Source organism: Pseudomonas sp. QLc11A (assembly GCF_052112305.1).
Lineage (GTDB): Bacteria > Pseudomonadota > Gammaproteobacteria > Pseudomonadales > Pseudomonadaceae > Aquipseudomonas > Aquipseudomonas laurylsulfatiphila.
Genome location: NZ_JAVAJJ010000022.1, coordinates 96,046 through 118,323, shown reverse-complemented (window position 1 = coordinate 118,323; position 22,278 = coordinate 96,046). Strand labels below are relative to the sequence as shown.

Sequence of the window (22,278 nt, the reverse complement as noted above, 5' to 3'; positions counted from 1 at the left end):
GCCCCAGCCTCCACCGCCAACCCCTGCAACAGCTCAAGCCCGGTCAACTCGGGATACTCGCCAACAAGCAGCAACAACCGCCACGCCAACGGACTCAACTCGGAAAACTTCACACCCCAGTCCTCGGCCCGACGCACCAGCAACAACGTCGGCTGAGCCGGCAAAACGTCCGGCTGATAATCCGGCCCCACCCGTTGCACCGGCCAGGCATACGCCAACGGCCAGGCCAGGGGCGACACCTGCAAGGGCCGATCCAGCAGCAACGTCGCATCACCGGCAGCCACAGGCTCGGCGTCAGATTGTTGCAGTGCCATTTCCACCCACTCGTAATGCGCCAGCTCCACCATGAACGGCGGCCACGAACCATCGGCCAACGCCAGCGGTTCACTGGCAAGAAACTCGACAAACTCCTGGGCGATCTCACCGAATTTCGGTGTTCGGGCGCGGTAGTCCCGCAGAAAAATCCGCACCAGCGAACGCCAGTGTTCATCGCCCAGAACCTTCACCAGGACCGGAAAGGTGCCACTGAGCAATGACGACAGGTTGGCGAACACCAGATCGCGGTAAACCTGTGCCCGCGCCGGTTCCATTTCGGTGGGTGGCGCGTTGTGCTCAGGGTCGCGCAGATACAGGCCCATGGTGGTTTGTTGCTGCACAAGGCTCGACTTATCCACGGTTCATGCCCTCCTGCTGCAGGCGGCGAATGGTCTGCAATTCCGCCACCAGTTCGGCAAATGCCGGAAAATTGAAATCGCGCTCCAGCAAGGTCGGTTGCACACCGAACCGGGCGTAGGCCTGGGCCAGCAACGACCACACCGCCGGTTTCACCGAGGCGCCATGGGTATCGATTTTCAAGGTGTCGGACTCATCGAAATGCCCGGCGATATGTATGGCTACCACCCGTCCCGTATCGATACCGGCGAGAAACGCCTGGGGATCGAAACCGTGGTTGATCGAGTTGACGTAGACGTTGTTGACGTCCAGCAACAGGTCGCAATCAGCCTCGCGTAACACCGCATTGGTGAACGTCACCTCGTCCATGTCCTGCTGGGGCGCGGCGTAGTAAGAGACGTTTTCCACCGCCAGGCGCCGCCCGAGGATGTCCTGGGCCTGGCGGATACGCGCGGCGACGTGGTGCACCGCTTCTTCGGTAAACGGCAGCGGCAACAGGTCGTACAGGTGACCGTTATCGCTGCAATAGCTCAAATGCTCGCTGTACAGCGGCACGTGGTAGTGATCGAGAAAACCCCGGACTTCCTGCAAAAAACCGACGTCCAGCGGCGACGGCCCACCCAGGGAGAGGGACAAGCCGTGACAGGACAACGGATAACGCTCGGCCAGTGCCCGCAACGCCGCGCCATGGGCCCCGCCAATACCGATCCAGTTTTCTGGCGCGGCCTCCAGAAAGTCGAAACTGCCAACAGGGGCCGCTTGCAGGTCTTTGAGTAAACCGCGACGCAGGCCAAGCCCGGCGCTGGCCTTGGCTACGGGGGGAATGGATGTCTGCATGGTATCGATCTCGCCTGTGTCCAAGGGCGCGGGCAGGTGCCCGCCATGAGGCACAGTTAATCGAAGGGGTGTATCGGGACTGTGTTCGGCTGGGGGCGGAATAAGAGGTCACTGTGTCAAGAAGGGGTCTGGATACAGTGGGATACACACGATCTTTGCGGGCTCCGCTGATCCTGTGGGAGCGGGCTTGCCCGCGAAGAGGCCGGCACATTCAGAAGAGATGTTGGCCGAGCCACCGCTTTCGCGAGCAAGCCCGCTCCCACAGGGGTTTAGTGTCAATCATGAGGACTTTCGTCGCTCCAGACAGCAGTACACACGCCCCGGACTAGACTTAACGCACACAGGACCCACTTGGTGCCCTGCACATCCCCACGACCACCGCCCAGCGGCGCATGCCTCGTCAGACAATGCCTCTGGACCGTGATCCTGCCAAAGGAGCAAACGTGATGGACGAGGCCAGACTCAACGACTTCATGGGCAAACTGGTGAATGACATGGGCGGCGCGGCGATGCTCGCCAACGTCATCCTCGGCGAGGAGCTCGGCCTGTACCGGGCGATGGCCGACAGCCAACCCATCACCCCCGAAACCCTTGCCGAGAAAACCGGCTGCAACACCCGGCTGCTACGCGAATGGCTCAGCGCCCACGCGGCTTCCGGCTACATGGAACACCAGGACGGCCAGTTCCGCCTTCCGGAGGAGCAAGCCCTGGCCCTGGCCATCGAAGACTCACCGGTCTATATCGCCGGGGGTATCGGTGTGGTCGCGTCGTTTTTCCATGACAAGGACAAGCTGGTCAACGCCATGCGCGGCAACGGCGCCCTACCCTGGGGCGAGCACCATCCGTGCATGTTCAGCGGCACCGAGCGTTTCTTCCGCCCCGGCTACAAAGCCCATTTGATCGCCGAATGGTTGCCGGCCCTCGACGGCGTGGTGGCCAAACTGGAAGCCGGGGCCAAAGTGGCGGACATCGGCTGCGGTCACGGCGCCTCGACGGTGATCATGGCCCAGGCATTTCCCGATTCGCGCTTCGTCGGCTTCGACTACCACGCGCCCTCCATTACCGTCGCCACCCAACGGGCCGAAGAAGGCGGTGTGTCCGGCCGGGCCAAGTTCTTCCAGGGCACAGCAAAAAGCTACCCCGGCAACGACTATGACCTGGTCTGCTACTTCGACTGCCTGCACGACATGGGCGATCCGGTGGGCGCGGCCAGACATGCCTATGAATCGTTGAAGGAGGACGGCACGGTGCTGCTGGTCGAGCCCTACGCCAATGACTTGCTCGACGACAACGTCAACCCGGTCGGACGCCTCTTCTACGCCGCCTCGACCTTCATATGCACACCGAACTCGCTGTCCCAGGAAGTCGGCCTCGGGCTGGGTGCCCAGGCCGGTGAAGCGCGGTTGCGCAAGGTGTTCAGCGAGGCCGGGTTCAGCCGTTTTCGTCGGGCCACAGAGACGCCGTTCAACCTGATTCTGGAGGCACGCAAGTAAACACCGCCTCCCGTCTTCTGCAGGAGCGAGCGTGCTTGCGAAAAGCGCGAGCACGCCGCGGGGTGTCAGGCTTACAGTGTTATCGTTGACGACCATCGCGAGCAAGCTCGCTCCTACAGGTTTTCCAGCATGCTCGACAGCCTGATCCACGAACAACTCGAGCGCCTCCATCAACGCATGGCCGACGCGCCGTTTGCAGTGCTGACCGGGGCCGGCATCAGCACACCGTCGGGCATCCCCGATTATCGTAACAACCAGGGCGTGCGACGGGGCCGGCAGCCGATGATGTACCAAGAGTTTCTCTCCGCCCCGGAGTCCCGGCGCCGCTATTGGGCGCGGGCGATGCTCGGCTGGCCACGGGTGCGCCTGGCGCAGCCGAACGTGGCCCACGACACCCTGGCCCGGCTGCAGGGTACGCGACAGATCAGCGGGTTGATCACCCAGAACGTCGACACCCTGCATGACCAGGCCGGCAGCCATGACGTGATCGAACTCCACGGCAGTTTGCACCGGGTGTTGTGCCTCGATTGCGGCAGGCTTTGCGAGCGCGACTCGATCCAGCGCTTGATGGAAACCCGCAACCCCTACCTGGCCGGCGTCGACGCGGTACAGGCGCCGGATGGCGACACCCTGCTCGACGCGGCCTTCGAGGCCCGTTTCCAGGTCCCGCATTGCCCGCATTGCGCCGGGGAACGGATGAAGCCGGATGTGGTGTTTTTTGGTGAAAACGTCGCGCAAGCCACGGCGGCCAAGGCGATGGCGGCCGTTGAACAGGCTGCCGGGTTGTTGGTGATCGGGTCTTCGTTGATGGCCTATTCGGCGTTTCGCTTGTGCCGGGCGGTGGTGGATCAGGGCAAGCCGTTGATCGCGATCAACCTGGGCAAGACCCGGGCGGATGACATTCTGGATATGAAGATCGAGGGGGCGTGCGAGCAGCTCTTACCCTTGTTGGCCCAACGCCTATCTTCCTGATCAACCCAGAAAACTGTGGGAGCGGGCTTGCCCGCGATGGCGGCGAGTCAGTCAACATAGATGTTGAATGTGCAGGCCTCATCGCGAGCAAGCTCGCTCCCACAGGGGCCGGCGCTCATGTCAGAGAAGCTTTTCCCCAAATTTTTCCTCCTTCAGCACATCAAACAACGCCTGCGCCGCCGCCGACAGCTCCCCCCCGGGCAACGTCAACACACCAAGCGCCCGCTCCACCACCGGATCGCGCAAGGTAATGCAGCGCGCGCCAAGCTCACGCATCTGCCCGGCACACAAGGCCGGCACCGCGCTCACACCCAGGCCGCTGGCGACCATGCGTCCGACCGTCGCCAGTTGATGGCTTTCAAACTCCACCGACAGCTTCATGCCGCGGGCCTGCAGGTGCTCTTCAAGCATGACCCGCACGGTGGAAGGTCGCTGCAAGGTAATGAACGGCTCCTTGAGCAGGGTCTGCCAATCGATGTCATCGAGTTCGGCCAGCGCTGAATCCAGGGGCACCACCGCCACGAATCGATCGATGTACAACGGCGTGAATTGCAGCGGCGAACTCTGGGTCGGCTCGAACGCCACCCCCAGTTCAACCTGGCGGTCACGGACCATTTCCAGCACCTGCTCGTTGATCACGTCATTGACCGTCACGTTGACGTTCGGGTAACGGGCGCGGAAGGTCTTGAGGATCGGCGGCAGCAGGTTGCCGGCGAACGACGGCATCGCCGCCAGGGTCACGCGACCGCGCTGCAGGGTGAAGCGTTGACGCAGCTCGTCCTCGACATTGTCCCAGTCGGCGATCAACCGGCGCGCCAGCGGCACCAGGGATTCGCCTTCGGCGGTGAGCGCCACGTTGCGCGTGTTGCGGGTGAACAGGCGTCCGCCAAGGCCCTCTTCCAGCGCCTTGATGGTCAGGCTCAGGGCCGATTGCGACAGGTGCAGGCGTTCACAGGCCACGGCAAAGCTAAGGCTCTGGGCCACGGCGAGAAAGGCGCGGATCTGCTTAATGGTCATGTTCGCTTCGCTTCCAGTTGTAAGCTACAAGCCTGGAGCTGCAAGAAAGCAGCGGTTTGTTGAGTTTTATCTATTAATCAACCGTAAAAATCAACTTAACAAATGAATACTTCGGCGAGACACTCCTTCCCATTCGGCTAGCCAGCCGCCCACAAAGAATAAAAGAGGTGCATATGGCAGGTTTCGACAAGCGCGTGAGTTCCTACGAGGAAGCTCTGGCAGGTCTTGAAGACGGCATGACCGTGATCGCTGGCGGCTTCGGCCTGTGTGGCATCCCGGAAAACCTGATCGCCGAGATCAAGCGCAAGGGCACTCGCGACCTCACCGTGGTCTCCAACAACTGCGGCGTCGACGGTTTCGGCCTCGGCGTACTGCTGACCGACCGCCAGATCAGCAAAGTGGTGGCGTCCTACGTCGGCGAAAACAAGCTGTTCGAAGAGCAGCTGCTCAAGGGCGAAATCGAAGTCATCCTGACCCCGCAAGGCACCCTCGCCGAGAAAATGCGCGCGGGCGGCGCCGGCATTCCGGCCTTCTTCACCGCCACCGGCGTGGGTACTCCGGTTGCCGAAGGCAAGGAAGTGCGTGAATTCCATGGCCGCAAGTACCTGATGGAAGAGTCCATCACCGGCGACTTCGCCATCGTCAAAGGCTGGAAAGCCGACCATTTCGGTAACGTGATCTATCGTCACACCGCCCAGAACTTCAACCCGCTGGCCGCCACCGCCGGCAAGATCACCGTGGTCGAAGTCGAAGAAATCGTCGAACCCGGCGAGCTGGACCCGGCGCAGATCCACACCCCTGGCATCTACGTCGACCGGATCATCTGCGGCACGTTCGAGAAGCGCATCGAACAGCGCACCGTGCGTAAGTGATCCCCTGCCCCCGGACCGAATGAAGGAATAACGACAATGGCACTTTCCCGCGAACAAATGGCTCAACGCGTCGCCCGCGAAATGCAGGACGGCTTCTACGTGAACCTGGGCATCGGCATTCCGACCCTGGTCGCCAACTACATCCCTGAAGGCATGGAAGTCATGCTGCAGTCGGAAAACGGCCTGCTGGGCATGGGTCCGTTCCCGACTGAAGAAACCATCGATGCCGACATGATCAACGCCGGCAAACAAACGGTGACCGCGCGCATCGGCGCCTCGATCTTTTCCTCGGCCGAGTCCTTCGCGATGATCCGCGGTGGTCATGTCGACCTGACCGTACTCGGTGCGTTTGAAGTGGACGTGCAAGGCAACATCGCCTCGTGGATGATCCCCGGCAAGCTGGTCAAGGGCATGGGCGGCGCGATGGACCTGGTGGCCGGCGCAGACAACATCATCGTCATCATGACCCACGCGTCCAAGGACGGTGAGTCCAAGCTCCTGTCGCAATGCAGCCTGCCGCTGACCGGCGCCGGTTGCATCAAGCGCGTGCTGACCGACCTCGCCTACCTGGAAATCGAAAATGGCGCATTTGTCCTCAAGGAACGCGCACCTGGCGTCAGTGTCGAGGAAATCGTCGCCAAGACCGCTGGTAAACTGATCGTCCCGGACCACGTTCCGGAAATGCAGTTCGCTGCCCAGTGAGGAATCATTCCATGCAAGAAGTCGTCATTGTTGCCGCCACGCGCACCGCGATCGGCAGTTTCCAGGGTTCCCTGGCCAATGTTTCTGCCGTTGACCTGGGCGCTGCGGTGATCCGCCAGTTGATGGCGCAAACCGGCTTGGACCCGGCAGAAGTCGATGAAGTGATCATGGGTCAGGTGCTGACCGCCGGCGCCGGGCAGAACCCTGCGCGCCAGGCCGCGATCAAGGCCGGCCTGCCCTTCGCCGTACCGGCCATGACCCTGAACAAGGTCTGCGGTTCGGGCCTCAAGGCCCTGCACCTGGGCGCCCAGGCGATTCGCTGCGGCGATGCCGAGGTGATCATCGCCGGCGGCCAGGAAAACATGAGCCTGGCCAACTACGTCATGCCCGGCGCGCGCACCGGCCTACGCATGGGCCACGCGCAGATCGTCGACACCATGATCAGCGATGGCCTGTGGGACGCGTTCAACGACTACCACATGGGTATCACCGCCGAGAACCTGGCCGAGAAGTACAGCCTGACTCGCGAGCAGCAGGACGCGTTCGCTGCCGCCTCGCAACAGAAAGCCGTAGCCGCCATCGAAGCCGGGCGCTTCGTCGATGAAATCACCCCGATCCTGATCCCGCAGCGCAAGGGCGATCCGCTGTCCTTCGCCACCGACGAGCAGCCACGGGCCGGCACCACCGCCGAATCCCTGGGCAAACTCAAGCCGGCCTTCAAGAAGGACGGTTCGGTGACCGCCGGCAACGCTTCGTCACTGAACGACGGTGCCGCCGCCGTGATCCTGATGAGCGCCGACAAGGCCAAGGCCCTGGGCCTGCCGGTACTGGCGAAAATCGCGGCCTACGCCAACGCAGGCGTTGACCCGGCGATCATGGGCATCGGCCCGGTGTCGGCCACCCGTCGTTGCCTGGACAAGGCCGGCTGGAACGTCGACCAGCTTGACCTGGTTGAAGCCAACGAAGCCTTCGCCGCGCAATCTTTGGCGGTGGCCAAGGACCTGGAATGGGACTTGAACAAGGTCAACGTCAACGGCGGCGCCATCGCCCTGGGCCACCCGATCGGTGCTTCGGGTTGCCGCGTGCTGGTGACCCTGCTGCATGAAATGCTCAAGCGTGATGCCAAAAAAGGCCTCGCCACCCTGTGCATAGGTGGCGGTCAGGGCGTGGCACTGGCGCTCGAACGGGCTTAAAGCGTTCAACAGACGGCGCGGGGACCCACGAAGATCCGTCGCCGTCTGGACAACTGTGGCGAGGGGGCTTGCCCCCGTTGGGTTGCGCAGCAGCCCCAGAATCTCGGCAATAGTCGAGTACTTTGGGAGTGCTTCGCACTCCAACGGGGGCAAGCCCCCTCGCCACATCCTGGTTTTTTATCCCCGTTTTTTCAGGTAGGCCGCGTCATCGTTCTTCGCGAGCAAGCCCGCTCCCACAGTGGACCGCGCTCGTCTGGACAACTCGGTCAAATGTGGGAGCGGGCTTGCCCGCGAAGGGGCCAGTCCTGTCACCCCAAAAACTGCAGAATCAACCCACTGTCCGCCCCACTGATCACCACAAAGCAAAGTCTACGCAGCCATGCCCAGCTTCTGCTGCCCTGGAAGCCTGGCAGCTCAACAATACAAGCAGCCACAGACCATGGCGCAGCGGTGGTTCATGGCAGGCTGGCCTCCTCGCAGATGCCCAGGAAACGTAGGCGCAAAAGATCCTTTCGTACAAATTCAGAAGCCTGCATGTATACAAAATCCGCACACAGATAAAGCAATCTGGCCGATGCAATGTTACCGTTGCCACCTCACACAGGTCGGAGACATGCGCGTGTTGATCCTCAAACTACTGGTAATCCCGGGCTTCCTGCTGCTGATTTCCCTGGCAGGCAAACGCTGGGGACCGAGCGTGGCCGGCTGGTTGTCGGGGTTGCCGGTGGTGGTCGGGCCGATCCTGTTGTTCCTTGCTCTTGAGCAAGGCCAGGCGTTCGCTGCGCAATCGGCCACTGCAGCACTGTCGGCCATGTTCGCGATGATTGCGTTTTGCGTGACCTACGCCCAGGTCGCACAACGGGCCGGATGGCCACTGGCGTTGATGACCTCGCTGTCGGTCTGGGCGCTGGTGGCGGTTGTCCTGTCGCTGATTCCGGGATCCCTGGTGTTTTCGCTGTGCGCCGCTGCGACCGCGCTGCTCGCCGCGCCTTATCTTTTCCCCCCCGTGCAACCGGTGCTCAGTGGCCCGGGGCCGAAATCCGACAAGCTTGTGCTGCGCATGGTGGCCGGTGCATTGCTCACCCTGGTCGTGACGCTGCTGGCCAGCACCGTTGGCGACCGCTGGAGTGGCCTGCTGGCGGTGTTCCCGGTGTTGGGCAGCGTGATGGCGGTGTTCTCCCAGCAAACCCGTGGCCCGGCCTTTACCGCCGCGTTGCTGCGCGCCACCGCCACCGGCATGTACTCGTTCGCCGCCTTCTGCCTGGTGTTGGCGCTGACCCTGCCGACGATGGGAATGAACGCTTTTGTGCTGGGCATCGCGGTGTCGGTGGCCATGCTGGGTGTGACAAAGCGTCTGCTGGCGCGGCCGGTTGGCCCGACGACGGGCGCTGGAGGAACCGTCAAAGCACCGAAACACGTTCGATGAGGTACGTTGGAAAGAATGCAGGGGGCCGCTTCGCGGCCCAGCGGGAGCAAGACTCCCTCGCCACAGGAAAGCGACCTCACCGCAAGTGACCGCTCGGTAGAGCACGCTGGAATGCAGCACAACCTCCGTGGGATGATCGCGCCCTACCGCGCGCCCATCCCTGGAGATTCCGATGTCTTTGTTGAGTAAAAAAGCCCTTGTCCTGCTGCTGGCAGCCGCTACCGGCCTGGGGGCTTTGAATGCGCAGGCCGCCAAGGCCACTTCCAGCGACGCGCCAGCGCAGAAAGTCTCGATGCTCGGCAGCAAGTTCACCTTCAACCTGCCCAAGGGTTTCAGCGCCAACCCGCTGCCCGCCAGCCCGGACGGTGCCAGTGGCACCCTGTACAGCAATGCGACCACCAAGACCGTGGTGATCGCCGCTGAAAACACCCTGCCCAACGGTATCAGCGTCAAGGACAACGACGGCGGGTTCCTCGACGGCACCGTGGCCGACTTCGATGCGGCGCAACACCAATCCCTGCCCGACTACAACAAGCTCAGCGAGAAAACCCTGACCCAGAAATCCGGGCTGGGCCTGCGCCAGATCGACGGCACGGCCACGCAAGGCGGTGGCATGACCCTCACCACCACGCTGATGGCCGCCTCCGGCACCCGCATGGCGGTGATCCAGGTGATTTCCCGCCCTGGCGACATGGCGGCCCATGAAACCCTGATCAAACAGATCGTCAGCGGAAAATAAGGCTCAGGGGTTAAGACGCTGCAACCAGGCGCTCAAGTCCTGGATCTCTTCGGCGCTGATGTTGTGGCCGACACCGGGGTAGCCGTGAAACTCGGGGTCGAGTGACACGCTCTGCAACAGGCTGTTGGCCTCAGTGCCGTCGCTGTAGGGAAGACGTTTGTCCTGCTCGCCATGACCAATGAAAATCGCCAGCGACTGGCGCTTTTCATCCGGTTTGAGTTCGGCCTTGAGCACCGGCAGAATCCGCCCGCTCAGCGCCGCGATCCCGCCGAGCGCTTCGGGGTGCCGCAAGCCCACCTCGTAAGACATGATCGCGCCCTGGCTGAAACCGACCAGGAACACCTTTTCGGGCTCGGTGTGATATTTCTTCGCGGCCTGTGCGACGAAATCCAGCAGCAACTGGCCGCTGGACTTCAGATCATCGGTCTCACCGTTGTAGGCCCCTTCGCCCTTCTTGCGGAACCATTGATAACTGCCCGCCTCCATCACCAAAGGTGCCCGCACCGACAGGTAGGTGTAGGACGCGGGCAAGTCGTCCTTGATGTCGAACAGGTCCTGTTCGTTACTACCGTAACCGTGAAGGAAAATCACCAGGGGTTGAGGGTTCGAATCGGTGGTGGCCTGCGCCAGGTACTTGAGTGGCAGGTCGGTTTGCAGCGGGGTTTGGGCGTGGACGGCACTGGATGCCAACAGCGTGAGCAGCGCGAGAATCTTCAACATGGGTCTTCCTTCACGGAATGCAGGATTCGCGCAAGAGCCTAACACTGTGAATCAGGCAGGAACATCTCCGGTGAGGCGAATGCCGTCATCGCGGGCAAGCCCGCTCCCACAGGTTTTGTAAACGCCACAAATCCACTGTGGGAGCGGGCTTGCCCGCGATGAGGCCAGTACAGACAAAGAAAATTCCCGGCTCAGTCGTTGATCAGCTTCCCCACCCGAATCGGCTCACGCCCGGCGACTTTAGCCTGCCAGGTGCCTGGCTGGGTGTAGCGCCCACGATCAATGGCGAACAGCACGCCACTGGTGCCGGCCTGCACGGTGGTGACCTTGTCGTTCAACGGGTCGACCACCTCGAACAGCGCATCGCCCTTCTCTACCCATTCCCCGGCTTCACGCAGGAAACTGACCACGCCGTGATGCGGTGCGAACAGGTATTGCGTGCCTTCGAACGGCATGCCTTCACAGCAGTCGGCCGGTGCCGCCGGCCAGGTGCCGCAGATGAAACCCTGCTCGGCGAGGAAGCCGAGAATGGCCTCGCAATTGGCCCGAGCCTGGTCGACCCGAGTGTCCCCCATGCTGCCCAGCTCCAGCGTGGTCGCCAGGTTGGCCGGTGGAATCGCCGCCGCCGGGAATGCCCGGGCCAGGCGCAACCAGGGCGAAGAACAGGACTCGTCGAACGAGCTGCCGCCGGAGTCCTCACACAACAGCGCCACGCCAGCCTGCAAGCGCGCCGCCAGGGATCGCCATTGTGGCCAGTGCTGCGGCAACGCGTAGATGTGGATCGCAGCTTCGAAATCGCAATGCAGGTCGAGGGTGATGTCGGCGTCGCAGGCATGGCGCAGCAACAGGCGGTGCATGGCTTCCAGCTGTGATGTCGCTGCCGGCAAGTCGTCGAGCACCTGGCCCATGGTCTGGCGAATCAGCGCGATGTTGGCCTGGGCATCGCTGCCGAGGCGATCACCGACCCGCTCGGCCACCGGCGCGCTGAGTTCGACGAACGAGCGGTTGAAGTTCTTGCCGCTGCCCAGCTCGAAACGCCCCATGTGGCTGCCTTGCAGGTGCTGGTCGAGGCCAATGGGATTGGCCACCGGCACCAGTTCGATCACACCGTTCAACTGTCCCTGTTGCTCAAGTTCGGTCAGGCGCTTCTTCAACTCCCAGGCCGTGCGCATACCCGGCAATTCGTCGGCATGCAGGCTGGCCTGGATGTACACCTTGCGCGGCCCCGCGCCATAACGAAACACGCTGAGGGTGCGCTCAGTGCCCAGGTGGCTCCAGGGAAGTTTGTGATCGATGCGTTGCATGGACGGACTCCTGATGTCTGCACGGCGAAATCACCTGTGGGAGCGAGCCTGCTCGCGAATGCGTCAAGCCAGCCAACATGGATGTTGAATGTACCGGCGCCTTCGCGAGCAAGCTCGCTCCCACAGGGATCTTTGTGCTGAAAATGATTGCACAAAAAAAATGGCAACCGCGTCTGACGGTTGCCACTTTTCCAAACGGCTGGATTACTCGCCGTAAACGTCAAACTTGAAGTACTTGTCCTGCACTTGCTTGTACTTGCCGTTGGCGCGGATCTCGGTGATGGCTTTGTTGAACTGCTCGGCCAGGGCGGTATCGCCCTTGCGCACGGCAATGCCGGCGCCGCCACCGAAGTATTTCGGATCGTTGTACTCAGGGCCGACGAAGGCAAAACCCTTGCCGGCGTCGGTTTTCAGGAAACCGTCGTCCAGGTTGACCGAGTCGGCCAGCAGCGCGTCGATGCGGCCGGAGACCATGTCCAGGTTGGCTTCCTGCTGGGAGCTGTAGCGCACCAGGACAATCCCCGCCGGTTGCAGCACTTCAGTGGCGAAGCGATCGTGGGTACTGGCACGCAGGACACCGACTTTCTTGCCCTTGAGTTCGGTCAGCGGGTCCTTGACGTCGCTGCCTTCCTTCATCACGAAGCGCGCCGGGGTGTGGTAGTACTTGATGGTGAAATCGACGTTCTTCTTGCGGTCGTCAGTGATGGTCATGGACGACAGGATCGCGTCGATTTTCTTGACCTTCAGCGCAGGGATCAGGCCGTCGAACTCTTGCTCGACCCAGGTGCACTTGACCTTCATCTGCTCGCACAGGGCATCGCCGATGTCCACGTCGAAACCGGTGAGTTTGCCGTCAGGGGTTTTCATCGAAAATGGCGGGTAGCCGGCTTCGATGCCGATGCGGATCGGCTTGGCGTCGTCAGCCACGGCGGTCAGGGACAACATCGACAGTGCCAGGGCACCGAACATCACTAGCTTCTTCATTTATAACTCCTGTGTGCGGAGGCTTTTATTGGCAGCTTCGATTGGCAGCGTTCGGTCCTTGCCTTGTGAACAGAAACCGAAGTGGCCGGCAGTCTAGAGCGGCTACAGGAGGGCAAATTACGCCAGGACGACAAAAACTTACAAAAAAGTGGCGCCGTGATTGAGTCAATGCGGTGAACGCGCCGTGAAGGCGAAATGTCTGTCAGACAGATCACATTTTCAGACCAGACCTACAGGCTTTCAGACGCCATCCGACGCAACGGGCCAACTGGCAATACCGGGTGTTTTACGGCACATTGAGCGCCCTTGCGTCCCATCGAGAGTAGCGCGATGCCCACGTTGAACCTGATCCAGCACCACCCCGCCGAAGGCCCGGGTGCCATCGCCTTTTGGGCCGAGTCCCGAGGGCTGACGCTGAAGGTGTTTCGCGCCGACCTGGGGCAATTGCCGCCCGTCAGCGCCGATCCGGTGATCCTGCTGGGCGGGCCTTATGAATCCAACGCCGGCCCGGCCTGGCTTGCGGCCGAACGGCAATGGCTCAAAGGCAGCCTGGATCTGGGCGGGGCCGTGTTCGCCATATGCTTGGGGGCTCAGTTGCTGGCGTTGAGTCTGGGCGGCAATGTACGGCGCATGGACCGGAGCGAAACCGGATGGACCACGGTGAGCTTTATCGATGGGCAAGCGCTGAAGTTACTCGAGTGGCACGAAGACGCCATCGACCTGCCGCCTGGCGCGCAGTTGTTGGCCAGCAGTGAGCACTGTGTGCAGCAGATGTACCGCGCCGGGCCGGCGCGGCTGGGGTTGCAGTTTCATCCGGAGTGGAACGCCGGGTCGGTGGCCGTGCTCAATGCGCATTTTGGTGAGGAGTCGCCATTGCCACGGGGGCCGCAGGACGATGCAGCCTATGCCGAGGTGTTGGCGTGGTTGCAGGCGACACTGGATGAGTGGTGGGCGGCCGCTGCCTGTCGCTGATCCAGATCAAAGCACATTCCTGTGGCGAGGGGGCTTGCCCCCGTTGGGTTGCGCAGCAACCCCCAGAATCTCACTAATAGTCGAGAGTTTTGGGAGCGCTTCGCACTCCAACGGGGGCAAGCCCCCTCGCCACAATGATCATTGGTGTTTGGGTATCAGCATTCGCAACCGATCACTTCACGGGCCAGCCGCGGCTCCGTGACACTCAACTCATACCCCTCATCCAGCCACCCGGTCACGCCGCCGATCATCTCCTTGACGGGATAACCCAAGGCCGCCAGCTTCACCGCGGCCTTGTTGGCGCCGTTGCAGTGAGGCCCGGCGCAATAGACCACGAACAGGCTGTTTTTCGGATAACCGGCCAAACCTTCGGCGGTCAACAAGCGCCCGGGAATGTTGATCGCTCCCGGTACATGCCCGCGCTCGAACGCCAGCGGGCCACGCACATCCACCAGAATGAAATCAACTTCGCCAGCCTGCTGGCTGCCGTAGACGTCGGAACAATCGGTTTCGAACGTCAGACGGTTGCTGAAATGCATCAGGGCGATGGCCGATGGGGCGGCGGGAATTTCGCGAACCAGACTGGTCATGGGTTGTACTCCTAAGAGGCGGTGGGTGTGGGAAGACTTTATCCGCCCGGCACTTGCGGCTACAGTGGCGCACAAGACACCGATCGGGAATTTTCCGCCAAATGCATCCCAACCAGGCAATGGTCGCGATTCTGGCCTACGACGGCCTCTGCACATTCGAGTTCGGCATCGCCGTGGAGATCTTCGGCCTGCCACGCCCTGAGTTCGATTTCCCGTGGTACGAACATCGTATCGTCGCCGTCGATCAAGGCCCGATGCGTGCCATGGGCGGGATCCAGGTCCTGGCCGACGGTGGCATGGAATTGCTCGCCGATGCCCGCACCATCATCATTCCCGGCTGGCGCGACCGCAGCGCCACGGTCCCCGCAGAGCTCATCGACGCCCTGCGCCAGGCCCATGCGCGGGGCGCACGGTTACTGTCGATCTGCTCCGGGGTGTTCGTCCTCGCCGCCACCGGGTTGCTCGACGGGCACGGTGCGACCACGCACTGGCGCTACACCTCGGAACTGGCCGAGCGGTTTCCCGGCATCCTGGTGGACCCGGACGTGCTGTATGTCGATTCCGGCCAATTGATCACCTCCGCCGGCAGCGCGGCCGGCATCGATGCCTGCCTGCATCTGGTGGCCCGGGATTTCGGCACGCAAGTGGCCAATTCCGTGGCCCGGCGCCTGGTCATGTCGCCGCAACGCAGCGGCGGCCAGGCGCAATTCATTCCGACGCCGGTCAGTCCTGCACCGCGCAGCGATCTTTCCCGCGTCATGCAGTGGGCACGTGAGCGCTTGCACGAACCGCTGGAGGTGCGCGACCTGGCCAGCGAAGCCGCCATGAGCGAACGCACGTTCCTGCGTCGCTTCACCGAAGCCAGCGGCCAGTCACCGAAAACCTGGTTGCAGCAGCAACGCCTGGGCCGCGCCCGCGAACTGCTGGAAAGCAGCGACCAGAACACCGAGCAGATTGCCGAACGTTGCGGTTATCGCTCGGTGGAAAGCTTCCGGGTGGCCTTTCGAACCGTGGTTGGCGTACCGCCTTCGGTGTATCGGGAGCGGTTTGGGCGTGGGGGCAGTGCTGGTTTTTGAGGTGCTTTCAAGGGCCTCTTCGCGGGCAAGCCCGCTCCCACAGGTTTTGTGTTGTTCACACCATCCCTGTGGGAGCGGGCTTGCTCGCGAAGGGGCCAGACCGGGTTAGCCAACTCTCAAGGCTTGCGCAACAGGTAGGTATCCATGATCCAGCCATTGGCCAGCCGCGCTGCCTTGCGCACCCGTTCGATTTCATCCGCCACGTCCTTGAGCTTGCCGCTGATCAGGATTTCATCCGGCGTCCCCAGATAGGCCCCCCAGTAAATCTCGGTGTCCCGGTCCGCCACCTGATGGTAGGCATCCTGAGCATCGAGCATCACCACCAGGCTGTCGGCATCGCTCACCTGCCCTGCCGCCAAACGCCGGCCCGTGGTGATTTCAACGGAGCGGCCAATCTGGTTGAGCGCCACCTTGTGCTGTGCCGCCAGGGCCTGGACGCTGGTAATGCCGGGGATCACCTCGAACTCGAACCCACAGGCGCCCGAGGCCTGGATCGCCTGAAGGATACGGATTGTGCTGTCGTACAGTGCAGGGTCGCCCCACACCAGGAAACCACCACACTGGCCGTCGGACAGTTCGTCATTGATCAGACGTTCGAAGGTCTGCTGTTTGGCCAGGTTCAAGTGGTCGACACTGCTCCTGTAGTCCACCTCACCGCGCTCGCGCTCGGGGCTGTGGGCCTGGACAAAACGGTGAGCGTGGTCGGTGATGTAGCGTTCGCAGATTTCGCGCCGCAAGTCGATGAGCTTGTCTTTGCTCTCCCCCTTGTCCATGAGGAAAAAAACATCGACCTGATTCAGCGCCTTCACCGCTTGCATCGTGATGTAGTCGGGATTGCCGGCGCCGATGCCGATGACCAGGAGTCTTTTCATCACAGCAGGTCCTCGGGGTCGGTGCCCGGCAAGCGCAACCGCCAGCGGCCATGGAACCTCAGTTCCACCGCCGACAGGGGTTCGACGTCGATCATGTCGGACGCCGCACTCTGCAACACCTGCGTCAGCGCGGCGCGAATGACAAAGGGATGGGTAATGGCAACGATGTGTCCGGGTGTCGACTGCAATGCGGTCAACCACGCCCCCACCCGTTCGCCCAATTGCACCAGCGACTCGCCACCGTGGGGTGCCGAAGCCGGATCTTCCAGCCAATGCTCGAGCGCCCCGGGGTCGTTTTTTTGCAGAGCGCCGATGCGCTCCCCCCGCCAACACCCGAAGTCGCAATCTTTCAGTGCATCGACAATTTCCGGTGCACTGCTGAAAAGCTCAGCGGTTTGCCGGGTGCGCAGTTCCGGACCGCAGACAAGACGTGGAACGCCCTTGAACTGATTGCAACGGGAAAGCCTGAGCGCTTGCCAATCCATCTCCAGAGGTTCGTCCAATGGAAAACGCGCCAGTTTCTGTGCGACGGTTCGAGCGTGACAAATCAGGGTTAAACGGGTCGCCTGCACCGGCAATCACTCCAGGGATGGAAAGGAACAACGGCGTCAGGGGACTGCCATCGCGCAATTGTGCCGCAAGAAAGCAGGCCTTGGGGGTAATGCCGATCAGTTAAGCCCCGGACATTGTGGGAGCGAGCTTGCTCGCGATGGCAGACTGTCAGGCACCCCTTGTTTGACTGTCCAGCCGTCATCGCGAGCAAGCTCGCTCCCACAAGGTTTGCTGTGATCAAACGCTTAACTGACTGGCACTAGACCTTGGGGGCGTTTAATTTGCCTGTTTGAAGCGGGCTCCGTCAGGCATGTCCTGGCAGGTTTTCCGTTATCGCTGACTGCAATAAAGGCAATGGCCTACAAGACTTTGCGACATCGGCGTAGCCCCTTGCTACAGGCACTTCACCCCATTTTCTGGCACGGCCGGACCACGCGAAAATTAACTAGACAGGCAGCACGCGATAATTAAATACTCTTTTCAACGGACTGTTAAAACATGTGCCACGCTCATCCAGCAGGAGCCCGGATGCCCTTTCTCCAATACCCGATCAATGTGCCAGGCCCGGCAACGCCAGCGGCCAAACCGTCCGCTCCTCGTTTAACGCAGGCAACCCCAAGCAGCATCTGACAAGAAAAAGAGTGGCGCCTGACAACAATCAGATGCCCACCGAATCAATGTATGGAAAAACTGACAGTGATAGTCAGGTTTGGCTCAAACCGCCGAATCGTTTGATACAGGAGTGTCTCCATGCTGGTCTTGCGTCCAGTCGAGTTGGCCGACCTGCCAAGGTTGCAGAAGCTGGCTCGTGAAAGTCTGGTGGGCGTCACATCCCTGCCCGACGATAGCGAACGGTTGCGCGAAAAAATTCTCGATTCCTGCGCCTCGTTCGAGAAAGACGTCGAGGGTCATGGCCCGGAAAACTATTTCTTTGTCCTCGAAGACCCGGCGACGCAGCACCTGGTCGGCTGCTCGGAAATCCTCGCCACGGCGGGGTACGGCGAGCCGTTCTACAGCCTGCGCAACCGGCACTTCACCAGCGCCTCGCGGGAACTGAACATCGAGCACGGTGTACCGGCCTTGTCGTTGTGTCACGATCTCAGTGGCCACACCTTGCTGCGCGGCTTTCATATCGATGCCGCACGGGTACGCACCGCCCATTCCGAACTGCTGTCGCGTGCGCGCCTGTTGTTCATCGCGGCCCACCCCGGGCGTTTTTCCACAACGGTGATCACCGAAATCGTTGGTTACAGCAGTGATGAAGGGCACTCTCCCTTTTGGGATGCCGTGGGCAAGCATTTCTTCGACCTGCCCTACGTCGAGGCCGAACGGCTTTGCGGCCTGCAAAGCCGCACCTTTCTCGCCGAACTGATGCCGCAGTATCCGATTTACGTGCCCATGCTGCCCAAAGCGGCACAGGACTGCATCGGCAGCATCCACCCCGATGGCCAGGAGGCCTTCGATATCCTCGAGCGTGAAGGTTTCGAAACCAACAGCTACATCGATCTGTTCGATGGCGGCCCGACGCTCTATGCGCGCACCTCGGGCATTCGGTCGATCACCCACAGCCAGTGCGGCCTCACGCAGCCTGGCCCGGTGATCGATGCCCGGGGCAGCTATCTGGTGAGCAACGAGTCCTTGACGGATTATCGGGCCATTGTCGCCGATCTTGATTACATCGCCGGGCAACCCGTCACGCTGGATGCGGCCATGTGCACGGCGTTGAGGGTCACCGAAGGCAGCCCGGTCAGGCTGATCGCCCTGTGAGTGCCCGCCTGGGTCATCGCCCGCCCCATGAACAAGGAATAGCCGCATGATTGTCCGCCCGGTCCAGATCACCGACCTGCCCGCCTTGTTCACGCTGGTGCGTCAGGCCAGCCCCGGACTCACCAGCCTGCCGGCCGACGAAGAACGCCTGGCCTACAGGATCCGCTGGGTCCAACGCACCTTCGCCGGGCAGGTCGATCGGGCCGATGCCGATTACCTGTTCGTGCTCGAGGACGACGAGCAGCAAGTGGTGGGCGTCAGCGCCCTGAAGGGTGGAATCGGCCTGCGCGAGCCCTGGTACAACTACCGGGTCGGGCTGACGGTCAGTGCTTGCGCGGACCTGGGTATCCAGCGCCAGATCCCGACCCTGTTCCTGAGCAACGAATTGACCGGGCAATCGGAAGTTTGCTCGTTGTACCTGCGCCCCGATCAGCGCCAGGGAAGCAACGGCCGCTTGCTTTCGCTCGGGCGCTTGTTGTTCGTGGCCGAGTTTACGCAGCTATTCGGCAACCGGCTGATCGCCGAATTACGCGGCAGTACCGATGAACGAGGCGACTCACCGTTCTGGGACAGCCTCGGCCGGCATTTTTTCAAGATGGATTTCAGCCATACCGATCACTTGTCCGGGCTGGGCAACAAATCGTTCATCGCCGAACTCATGCCACGCCAGCCGCTGTACACCTGCCTGCTCACCGAACAGGCCCAGGCGGTGATCGGCAAGGCCCACCCGAACACCGAGCCGGCCCTGAAAATCCTCAGCGCCGAAGGTTTTGCCCACAACGGCCATATCGATATCTTCGACGGCGGACCGGTCATCGAGGCCCCGGTTTCCGGTATCCGCACCGTGTGCGACAGCCGACCGCTGCAACTGGCCATCGGCTCGCCGGACGCTAACGATCCGCTCTGGCTGATTCACAATCGGCGCCTGGAAAACTGCCGCATTACCTGCGTCCCGGCCCGACTGGCGGGCAACAGCCTGGTGGTCGATCGCCTGACCGCCAAGCGTTTGCAGCTGCAGCCCGGCGACTCGGTGCGCGCCGTGCCGCTGCTCAATCAGCGGCACCAGGCCGCAGCGGCGTGACCTATCAGCTTCCTGCCTCAGGCGTCAATCGGGCTTACCCGGCAAATTCGTCATCATTCTCCCCCTGCGCGCGTGATAGCCTTTTATTTCTTCGGCGTTGACACTTTTGCTCAAGCCCTTCCATTCCATTGGTGGAACTCATATGTCCAGGCTTTCCCATCAAGATTTGCGCCGCAATTTTCGCCAACTGTTCGCCTCCAACACCTGCTACCACACGGCCTCGGTGTTCGACCCGATGTCGGCGCGCATCGCCGCCGACCTGGGCTTCGAAGTCGGGATCCTGGGTGGCTCGGTCGCCTCGCTGCAGGTGCTGGGCGCCCCTGACTTTGCCCTGATCACCCTCAGCGAGTTCGCTGAACAGGCCACCCGCATCGGCCGTGTCGCCCAGTTGCCGGTGATTGCCGATGCCGACCACGGCTACGGCAACGCGCTCAACGTCATGCGCACCATCGTCGAACTCGAACGGGCCGGCGTCGCTGCGCTGACCATCGAAGACACCCTGCTGCCCGCGCAGTTCGGCCGCAAATCCACCGACCTGATCACGGTCGCCGAAGGTGTCGGCAAGATCCGCGCGGCGCTGGAAGCCCGTTGCGATAAGGAAATGGCGATCATCGCCCGCACCCACGCCGGGATTCTGCCGGTGCAGGAAATCATCAGCCGCACCCGGCAATACCAGCAAGCCGGGGCCGACGGGATCTGCATGGTGGGTGTAAAGGACTTCGACCATCTGGAGCAGATCGCCGAGCACTTGAGCGTGCCGCTGATGCTGGTGACCTACGGCAACCCGCTGCTGCGCGACGACAAGCGCCTGGCCGAACTGGGTGTGCGTGTGACCATCGACGGCCATGGCGCCTACTTCGCCGCGATCAAGGCGACCTACGACAGCCTGCGTGAACAACGCCAAATCCTCACCCAGACCTCGGACCTGAGCGCGACCGAACTGACTCACACCTACACGCAACCTGAGGAATACATCCGCTACGCGGAAGAGTTCATGAGCGTGAAGGAGTGATGGTTTCATGCCGCTGACAGTGTGAACCGACACGCCGCCATCGCGGGCAAGCCCGCTCCCACAGTTGATTTCTGTTGAACACAAATTTTGTATTCACCCAGATCCTTGTGGGAGCGGGCTTGCCCGCGATGAGGCCTTCACTCCCAACATCCCTGCTGCCTGACACGCCGCCATCGCGGGCAAGCCCGCTCCCACAGTTGGTTATTGTTGAACACAAATCTTGTATTCACCCAGATACTTGTGGGAGCGGGCTCGCTCGCGAAGAGGCCATCACAGCCAACATCCATGCCGCCTGACACTCCGCCTTCGCGGGCAAGCCCGCTCCCACAGGTCACGCCGAGTCGAGCAGTTCGCGATGGGGTTTGCCATTGCCGCAACAGATCACGCGGTTACGCCCGGTGGTCTTGGCTTCGTACAGCGCATGATCGGCGTCGTTGAGCCAAAGCGTGGCATCGGTATGCGCCGGGTCGAATGACGCCAGGCCAATGCTCAGGCTGACTTTCAGCGCCGGACTCTGCTCGTAGCCCAAGGTGGCGAAGCGATCACGCAGGGCCTCCATGACCACCGCGGCGCGGTTCAGGGGCAGGTCCGGAAGGATCACGCAGAACTCGTCACCGCCGTAGCGTCCGGCCACATCGGTCGCTCGCAGGTTCTGCTTGAGCATTTTGCTCAACTGACGCAGGACGATATCACCGGCAACATGGCCGTAGGTGTCGTTGATGGCCTTGAAATGGTCGATGTCGATCAGGGCAATCGCCCCGCCTTTTTGCTGGCGTTTGCAACGCTGGAACTCGACTTCCAGCTGGTCCTTCCAGGTGCCATGGTTGAACAGGCCCGTCAGGCTGTCGGTGCGGCTCAGTGCCAGCAGTTCACGCTTCTGGCGGCCGAGGGTATGGGCCTGGCGGAAGCAGATCCAGCCCAGCGCCAACGGATACAGGCACAGCAAGGGCAAACAGGCATAGAGCTGCAGCGGGCTGGTCGCTGGAATGAACGCCGGGGCGAAAATCTGCAAACCGACTCCAATGCCCAGCACTTGCGCGGCCGTCCCGGCCAACAGGAAGCGCATGCCGCCGATGGCCACGTTGTTCATGGCCATCATGGAAATGGTGGTTGCGCTGGGCAGTGGATTGAAATGCATCGCGGCAATCCAGAAGCCGCCGAGAAAGGCATCGATCAGCAGATTGCGGTGTTCGGCGTGATAAGGCTTTCTGGCCCGGCGCGCCCATTGATAAGCCACGTGCGGCCAGACCAGGCCATTGAACCACATGAAACCCCAGACCCAGGGCGCCGGATCGAGTGGATACATCGCCGCGCTCACGCACACCAATCCCAGGGCCACCCCCAGGATTCGCGATGTATAGAGCCTCCTGGCCAATGAGAACCCCTTTCCTCCCGCTTTTTCCATAAGGCCTCTGTGCCACTCGA

The 22,278-nt window shown here is 61.9% G+C and carries 22 protein-coding genes; 12 read left to right on the top strand and 10 right to left on the bottom strand.

Going from position 1 to position 22,278, the window contains the following annotated elements; genetic code table 11:
• Nucleotides 1-674: HvfC family RiPP maturation protein (locus Q8X48_RS26305; RefSeq protein WP_407802795.1), on the bottom strand; the 674-nt coding region annotated here is incomplete at its 3' end.
• Nucleotides 667-1,509 carry an HvfB family MNIO-type RiPP peptide maturase gene (locus tag Q8X48_RS26300; RefSeq protein ID WP_407802135.1) on the bottom strand — a complete coding sequence of 281 codons (843 nt, stop codon included), beginning with the start codon at nucleotides 1,507-1,509 and terminating at the stop codon, nucleotides 667-669. The genes Q8X48_RS26300 and Q8X48_RS26305, both read right to left, overlap by 8 nt.
• Before the next feature lie 446 nt (nucleotides 1,510-1,955).
• Here Q8X48_RS26300 and Q8X48_RS26295 point away from each other — a divergent pair, with 446 nt between their 5' ends.
• On the top strand, nucleotides 1,956-3,002 hold the full coding sequence (locus tag Q8X48_RS26295) for a class I SAM-dependent methyltransferase (protein WP_407802136.1): 1,047 nt from the start codon (nucleotides 1,956-1,958) through the stop codon (nucleotides 3,000-3,002).
• A gap of 129 nt (nucleotides 3,003-3,131) precedes the next feature.
• The gene (locus Q8X48_RS26290; RefSeq protein ID WP_407802137.1) at nucleotides 3,132-3,974 is read left to right on the top strand and encodes an NAD-dependent protein deacetylase; all 843 of its coding nucleotides are present in this window, start codon (nucleotides 3,132-3,134) and stop codon (nucleotides 3,972-3,974) included.
• 120 nt (nucleotides 3,975-4,094) lie between these two features.
• On the opposite strand, the gene Q8X48_RS26285 is transcribed toward Q8X48_RS26290, so the two are convergent.
• Nucleotides 4,095-4,991 (bottom strand): LysR family transcriptional regulator, encoded by an 897-nt coding sequence (locus Q8X48_RS26285; protein ID WP_015094555.1) that lies wholly within the window; start codon nucleotides 4,989-4,991, stop codon nucleotides 4,095-4,097.
• Between the two features lie 173 nt (nucleotides 4,992-5,164).
• On the opposite strand from Q8X48_RS26285, the gene Q8X48_RS26280 reads away from it, so the two are divergent.
• The 5 genes from Q8X48_RS26280 (at nucleotide 5,165) to Q8X48_RS26260 (ending at nucleotide 9,923) form a co-directional block, all read left to right on the top strand.
• Nucleotides 5,165-5,863 (top strand): CoA transferase subunit A, encoded by a 699-nt coding sequence (locus Q8X48_RS26280; protein ID WP_007975747.1) that lies wholly within the window; start codon nucleotides 5,165-5,167, stop codon nucleotides 5,861-5,863.
• Nucleotides 5,864-5,899: 36 nt separating this feature from the next.
• Complete coding sequence (locus Q8X48_RS26275) at nucleotides 5,900-6,565, top strand: CoA transferase subunit B (RefSeq protein WP_007975748.1); 666 nt, start codon at nucleotides 5,900-5,902, stop codon at nucleotides 6,563-6,565.
• Nucleotides 6,566-6,576: 11 nt separating this feature from the next.
• Nucleotides 6,577-7,758, top strand: coding sequence for an acetyl-CoA C-acetyltransferase (locus Q8X48_RS26270; RefSeq protein ID WP_407802138.1), 1,182 nt, complete (start codon nucleotides 6,577-6,579; stop codon nucleotides 7,756-7,758).
• A gap of 619 nt (nucleotides 7,759-8,377) precedes the next feature.
• A complete protein-coding gene (locus Q8X48_RS26265) occupies nucleotides 8,378-9,184 on the top strand; it encodes a hypothetical protein (protein WP_407802199.1) in 807 nt (268 codons plus the stop codon).
• A 172-nt stretch (nucleotides 9,185-9,356) separates the two neighbouring features.
• Nucleotides 9,357-9,923 carry a hypothetical protein gene (locus tag Q8X48_RS26260; RefSeq protein ID WP_126045318.1) on the top strand — a complete coding sequence of 189 codons (567 nt, stop codon included), beginning with the start codon at nucleotides 9,357-9,359 and terminating at the stop codon, nucleotides 9,921-9,923.
• Nucleotides 9,924-9,926: 3 nt separating this feature from the next.
• On the opposite strand, the gene Q8X48_RS26255 is transcribed toward Q8X48_RS26260, so the two are convergent.
• The 3 genes from Q8X48_RS26255 to Q8X48_RS26245 all read right to left on the bottom strand — a co-directional run bounded on the left by Q8X48_RS26255 (nucleotide 9,927) and on the right by Q8X48_RS26245 (nucleotide 12,931).
• On the bottom strand, nucleotides 9,927-10,643 hold the full coding sequence (locus Q8X48_RS26255; RefSeq protein WP_407802139.1) for an alpha/beta hydrolase: 717 nt from the start codon (nucleotides 10,641-10,643) through the stop codon (nucleotides 9,927-9,929).
• A 191-nt stretch (nucleotides 10,644-10,834) separates the two neighbouring features.
• The gene (locus Q8X48_RS26250) at nucleotides 10,835-11,947 is read right to left on the bottom strand and encodes a succinylglutamate desuccinylase/aspartoacylase family protein (protein WP_407802140.1); all 1,113 of its coding nucleotides are present in this window, start codon (nucleotides 11,945-11,947) and stop codon (nucleotides 10,835-10,837) included.
• 204 nt (nucleotides 11,948-12,151) lie between these two features.
• Nucleotides 12,152-12,931 (bottom strand): ABC transporter substrate-binding protein, encoded by a 780-nt coding sequence (locus Q8X48_RS26245; RefSeq protein ID WP_407802141.1) that lies wholly within the window; start codon nucleotides 12,929-12,931, stop codon nucleotides 12,152-12,154.
• Nucleotides 12,932-13,261: 330 nt separating this feature from the next.
• Here Q8X48_RS26245 and Q8X48_RS26240 point away from each other — a divergent pair, with 330 nt between their 5' ends.
• A complete protein-coding gene (locus Q8X48_RS26240) occupies nucleotides 13,262-13,903 on the top strand; it encodes a type 1 glutamine amidotransferase (RefSeq protein WP_407802142.1) in 642 nt (213 codons plus the stop codon).
• Nucleotides 13,904-14,058: 155 nt separating this feature from the next.
• Here the strand turns inward: Q8X48_RS26240 and Q8X48_RS26235 are convergent, their stop codons facing one another.
• The gene (locus Q8X48_RS26235; RefSeq protein WP_407802143.1) at nucleotides 14,059-14,493 is read right to left on the bottom strand and encodes a rhodanese-like domain-containing protein; all 435 of its coding nucleotides are present in this window, start codon (nucleotides 14,491-14,493) and stop codon (nucleotides 14,059-14,061) included.
• 101 nt (nucleotides 14,494-14,594) lie between these two features.
• On the opposite strand from Q8X48_RS26235, the gene ftrA reads away from it, so the two are divergent.
• Entirely contained in the window at nucleotides 14,595-15,569 is a 975-nt protein-coding gene (ftrA, locus tag Q8X48_RS26230) for a transcriptional regulator FtrA (protein WP_407802144.1), read from the top strand.
• 116 nt (nucleotides 15,570-15,685) lie between these two features.
• Here ftrA and cobF read toward each other — a convergent pair whose 3' ends face one another.
• Nucleotides 15,686-16,441 carry a precorrin-6A synthase (deacetylating) gene (gene cobF / locus Q8X48_RS26225; protein ID WP_407802145.1) on the bottom strand — a complete coding sequence of 252 codons (756 nt, stop codon included), beginning with the start codon at nucleotides 16,439-16,441 and terminating at the stop codon, nucleotides 15,686-15,688.
• Nucleotides 16,441-17,013 (bottom strand): histidine phosphatase family protein, encoded by a 573-nt coding sequence (locus Q8X48_RS26220; RefSeq protein ID WP_126045309.1) that lies wholly within the window; start codon nucleotides 17,011-17,013, stop codon nucleotides 16,441-16,443. The genes cobF and Q8X48_RS26220 overlap by 1 nt, the downstream gene beginning before the upstream one ends.
• 730 nt (nucleotides 17,014-17,743) lie before the next feature.
• On the opposite strand from Q8X48_RS26220, the gene Q8X48_RS26215 reads away from it, so the two are divergent.
• The 3 genes from Q8X48_RS26215 to Q8X48_RS26205 all read left to right on the top strand — a co-directional run bounded on the left by Q8X48_RS26215 (nucleotide 17,744) and on the right by Q8X48_RS26205 (nucleotide 20,853).
• The gene (locus Q8X48_RS26215) at nucleotides 17,744-18,760 is read left to right on the top strand and encodes an arginine N-succinyltransferase (protein ID WP_407802146.1); all 1,017 of its coding nucleotides are present in this window, start codon (nucleotides 17,744-17,746) and stop codon (nucleotides 18,758-18,760) included.
• A 46-nt stretch (nucleotides 18,761-18,806) separates the two neighbouring features.
• A complete protein-coding gene (gene astA, locus Q8X48_RS26210) occupies nucleotides 18,807-19,841 on the top strand; it encodes an arginine N-succinyltransferase (protein WP_407802147.1) in 1,035 nt (344 codons plus the stop codon).
• A 142-nt stretch (nucleotides 19,842-19,983) separates the two neighbouring features.
• On the top strand, nucleotides 19,984-20,853 hold the full coding sequence (locus tag Q8X48_RS26205; RefSeq protein WP_007975765.1) for an isocitrate lyase/PEP mutase family protein: 870 nt from the start codon (nucleotides 19,984-19,986) through the stop codon (nucleotides 20,851-20,853).
• Between the two features lie 331 nt (nucleotides 20,854-21,184).
• On the opposite strand, the gene Q8X48_RS26200 is transcribed toward Q8X48_RS26205, so the two are convergent.
• Nucleotides 21,185-22,258, bottom strand: coding sequence for a diguanylate cyclase (locus Q8X48_RS26200; RefSeq protein ID WP_126045306.1), 1,074 nt, complete (start codon nucleotides 22,256-22,258; stop codon nucleotides 21,185-21,187).
• Nucleotides 22,259-22,278 lie beyond the last annotated feature (20 nt).

Excerpts from the sequence above, each read along its gene's own strand:
- Q8X48_RS26300 (WP_407802135.1), bottom strand. The coding sequence starts at position 1,509 with ATGCAGACATCCATTCCCCCCGTAGCCAAGGCCAGCGCCGGGCTTGGC.
- Q8X48_RS26295 (WP_407802136.1), top strand. The coding sequence starts at position 1,956 with ATGGACGAGGCCAGACTCAACGACTTCATGGGCAAACTGGTGAATGAC.
- Q8X48_RS26290 (WP_407802137.1), top strand. The coding sequence starts at position 3,132 with ATGCTCGACAGCCTGATCCACGAACAACTCGAGCGCCTCCATCAACGC.
- Q8X48_RS26285 (WP_015094555.1), bottom strand. The coding sequence starts at position 4,991 with ATGACCATTAAGCAGATCCGCGCCTTTCTCGCCGTGGCCCAGAGCCTT.
- Q8X48_RS26280 (WP_007975747.1), top strand. The coding sequence starts at position 5,165 with ATGGCAGGTTTCGACAAGCGCGTGAGTTCCTACGAGGAAGCTCTGGCA.
- Q8X48_RS26275 (WP_007975748.1), top strand. The coding sequence starts at position 5,900 with ATGGCACTTTCCCGCGAACAAATGGCTCAACGCGTCGCCCGCGAAATG.
- Q8X48_RS26270 (WP_407802138.1), top strand. The coding sequence starts at position 6,577 with ATGCAAGAAGTCGTCATTGTTGCCGCCACGCGCACCGCGATCGGCAGT.
- Q8X48_RS26260 (WP_126045318.1), top strand. The coding sequence starts at position 9,357 with ATGTCTTTGTTGAGTAAAAAAGCCCTTGTCCTGCTGCTGGCAGCCGCT.
- Q8X48_RS26255 (WP_407802139.1), bottom strand. The coding sequence starts at position 10,643 with ATGTTGAAGATTCTCGCGCTGCTCACGCTGTTGGCATCCAGTGCCGTC.
- Q8X48_RS26250 (WP_407802140.1), bottom strand. The coding sequence starts at position 11,947 with ATGCAACGCATCGATCACAAACTTCCCTGGAGCCACCTGGGCACTGAG.
- Q8X48_RS26245 (WP_407802141.1), bottom strand. The coding sequence starts at position 12,931 with ATGAAGAAGCTAGTGATGTTCGGTGCCCTGGCACTGTCGATGTTGTCC.
- Q8X48_RS26240 (WP_407802142.1), top strand. The coding sequence starts at position 13,262 with ATGCCCACGTTGAACCTGATCCAGCACCACCCCGCCGAAGGCCCGGGT.
- Q8X48_RS26235 (WP_407802143.1), bottom strand. The coding sequence starts at position 14,493 with ATGACCAGTCTGGTTCGCGAAATTCCCGCCGCCCCATCGGCCATCGCC.
- ftrA (WP_407802144.1), top strand. The coding sequence starts at position 14,595 with ATGCATCCCAACCAGGCAATGGTCGCGATTCTGGCCTACGACGGCCTC.
- cobF (WP_407802145.1), bottom strand. The coding sequence starts at position 16,441 with ATGAAAAGACTCCTGGTCATCGGCATCGGCGCCGGCAATCCCGACTAC.
- Q8X48_RS26215 (WP_407802146.1), top strand. The coding sequence starts at position 17,744 with ATGCTGGTCTTGCGTCCAGTCGAGTTGGCCGACCTGCCAAGGTTGCAG.
- astA (WP_407802147.1), top strand. The coding sequence starts at position 18,807 with ATGATTGTCCGCCCGGTCCAGATCACCGACCTGCCCGCCTTGTTCACG.
- Q8X48_RS26205 (WP_007975765.1), top strand. The coding sequence starts at position 19,984 with ATGTCCAGGCTTTCCCATCAAGATTTGCGCCGCAATTTTCGCCAACTG.
- Q8X48_RS26200 (WP_126045306.1), bottom strand. The coding sequence starts at position 22,258 with ATGGAAAAAGCGGGAGGAAAGGGGTTCTCATTGGCCAGGAGGCTCTAT.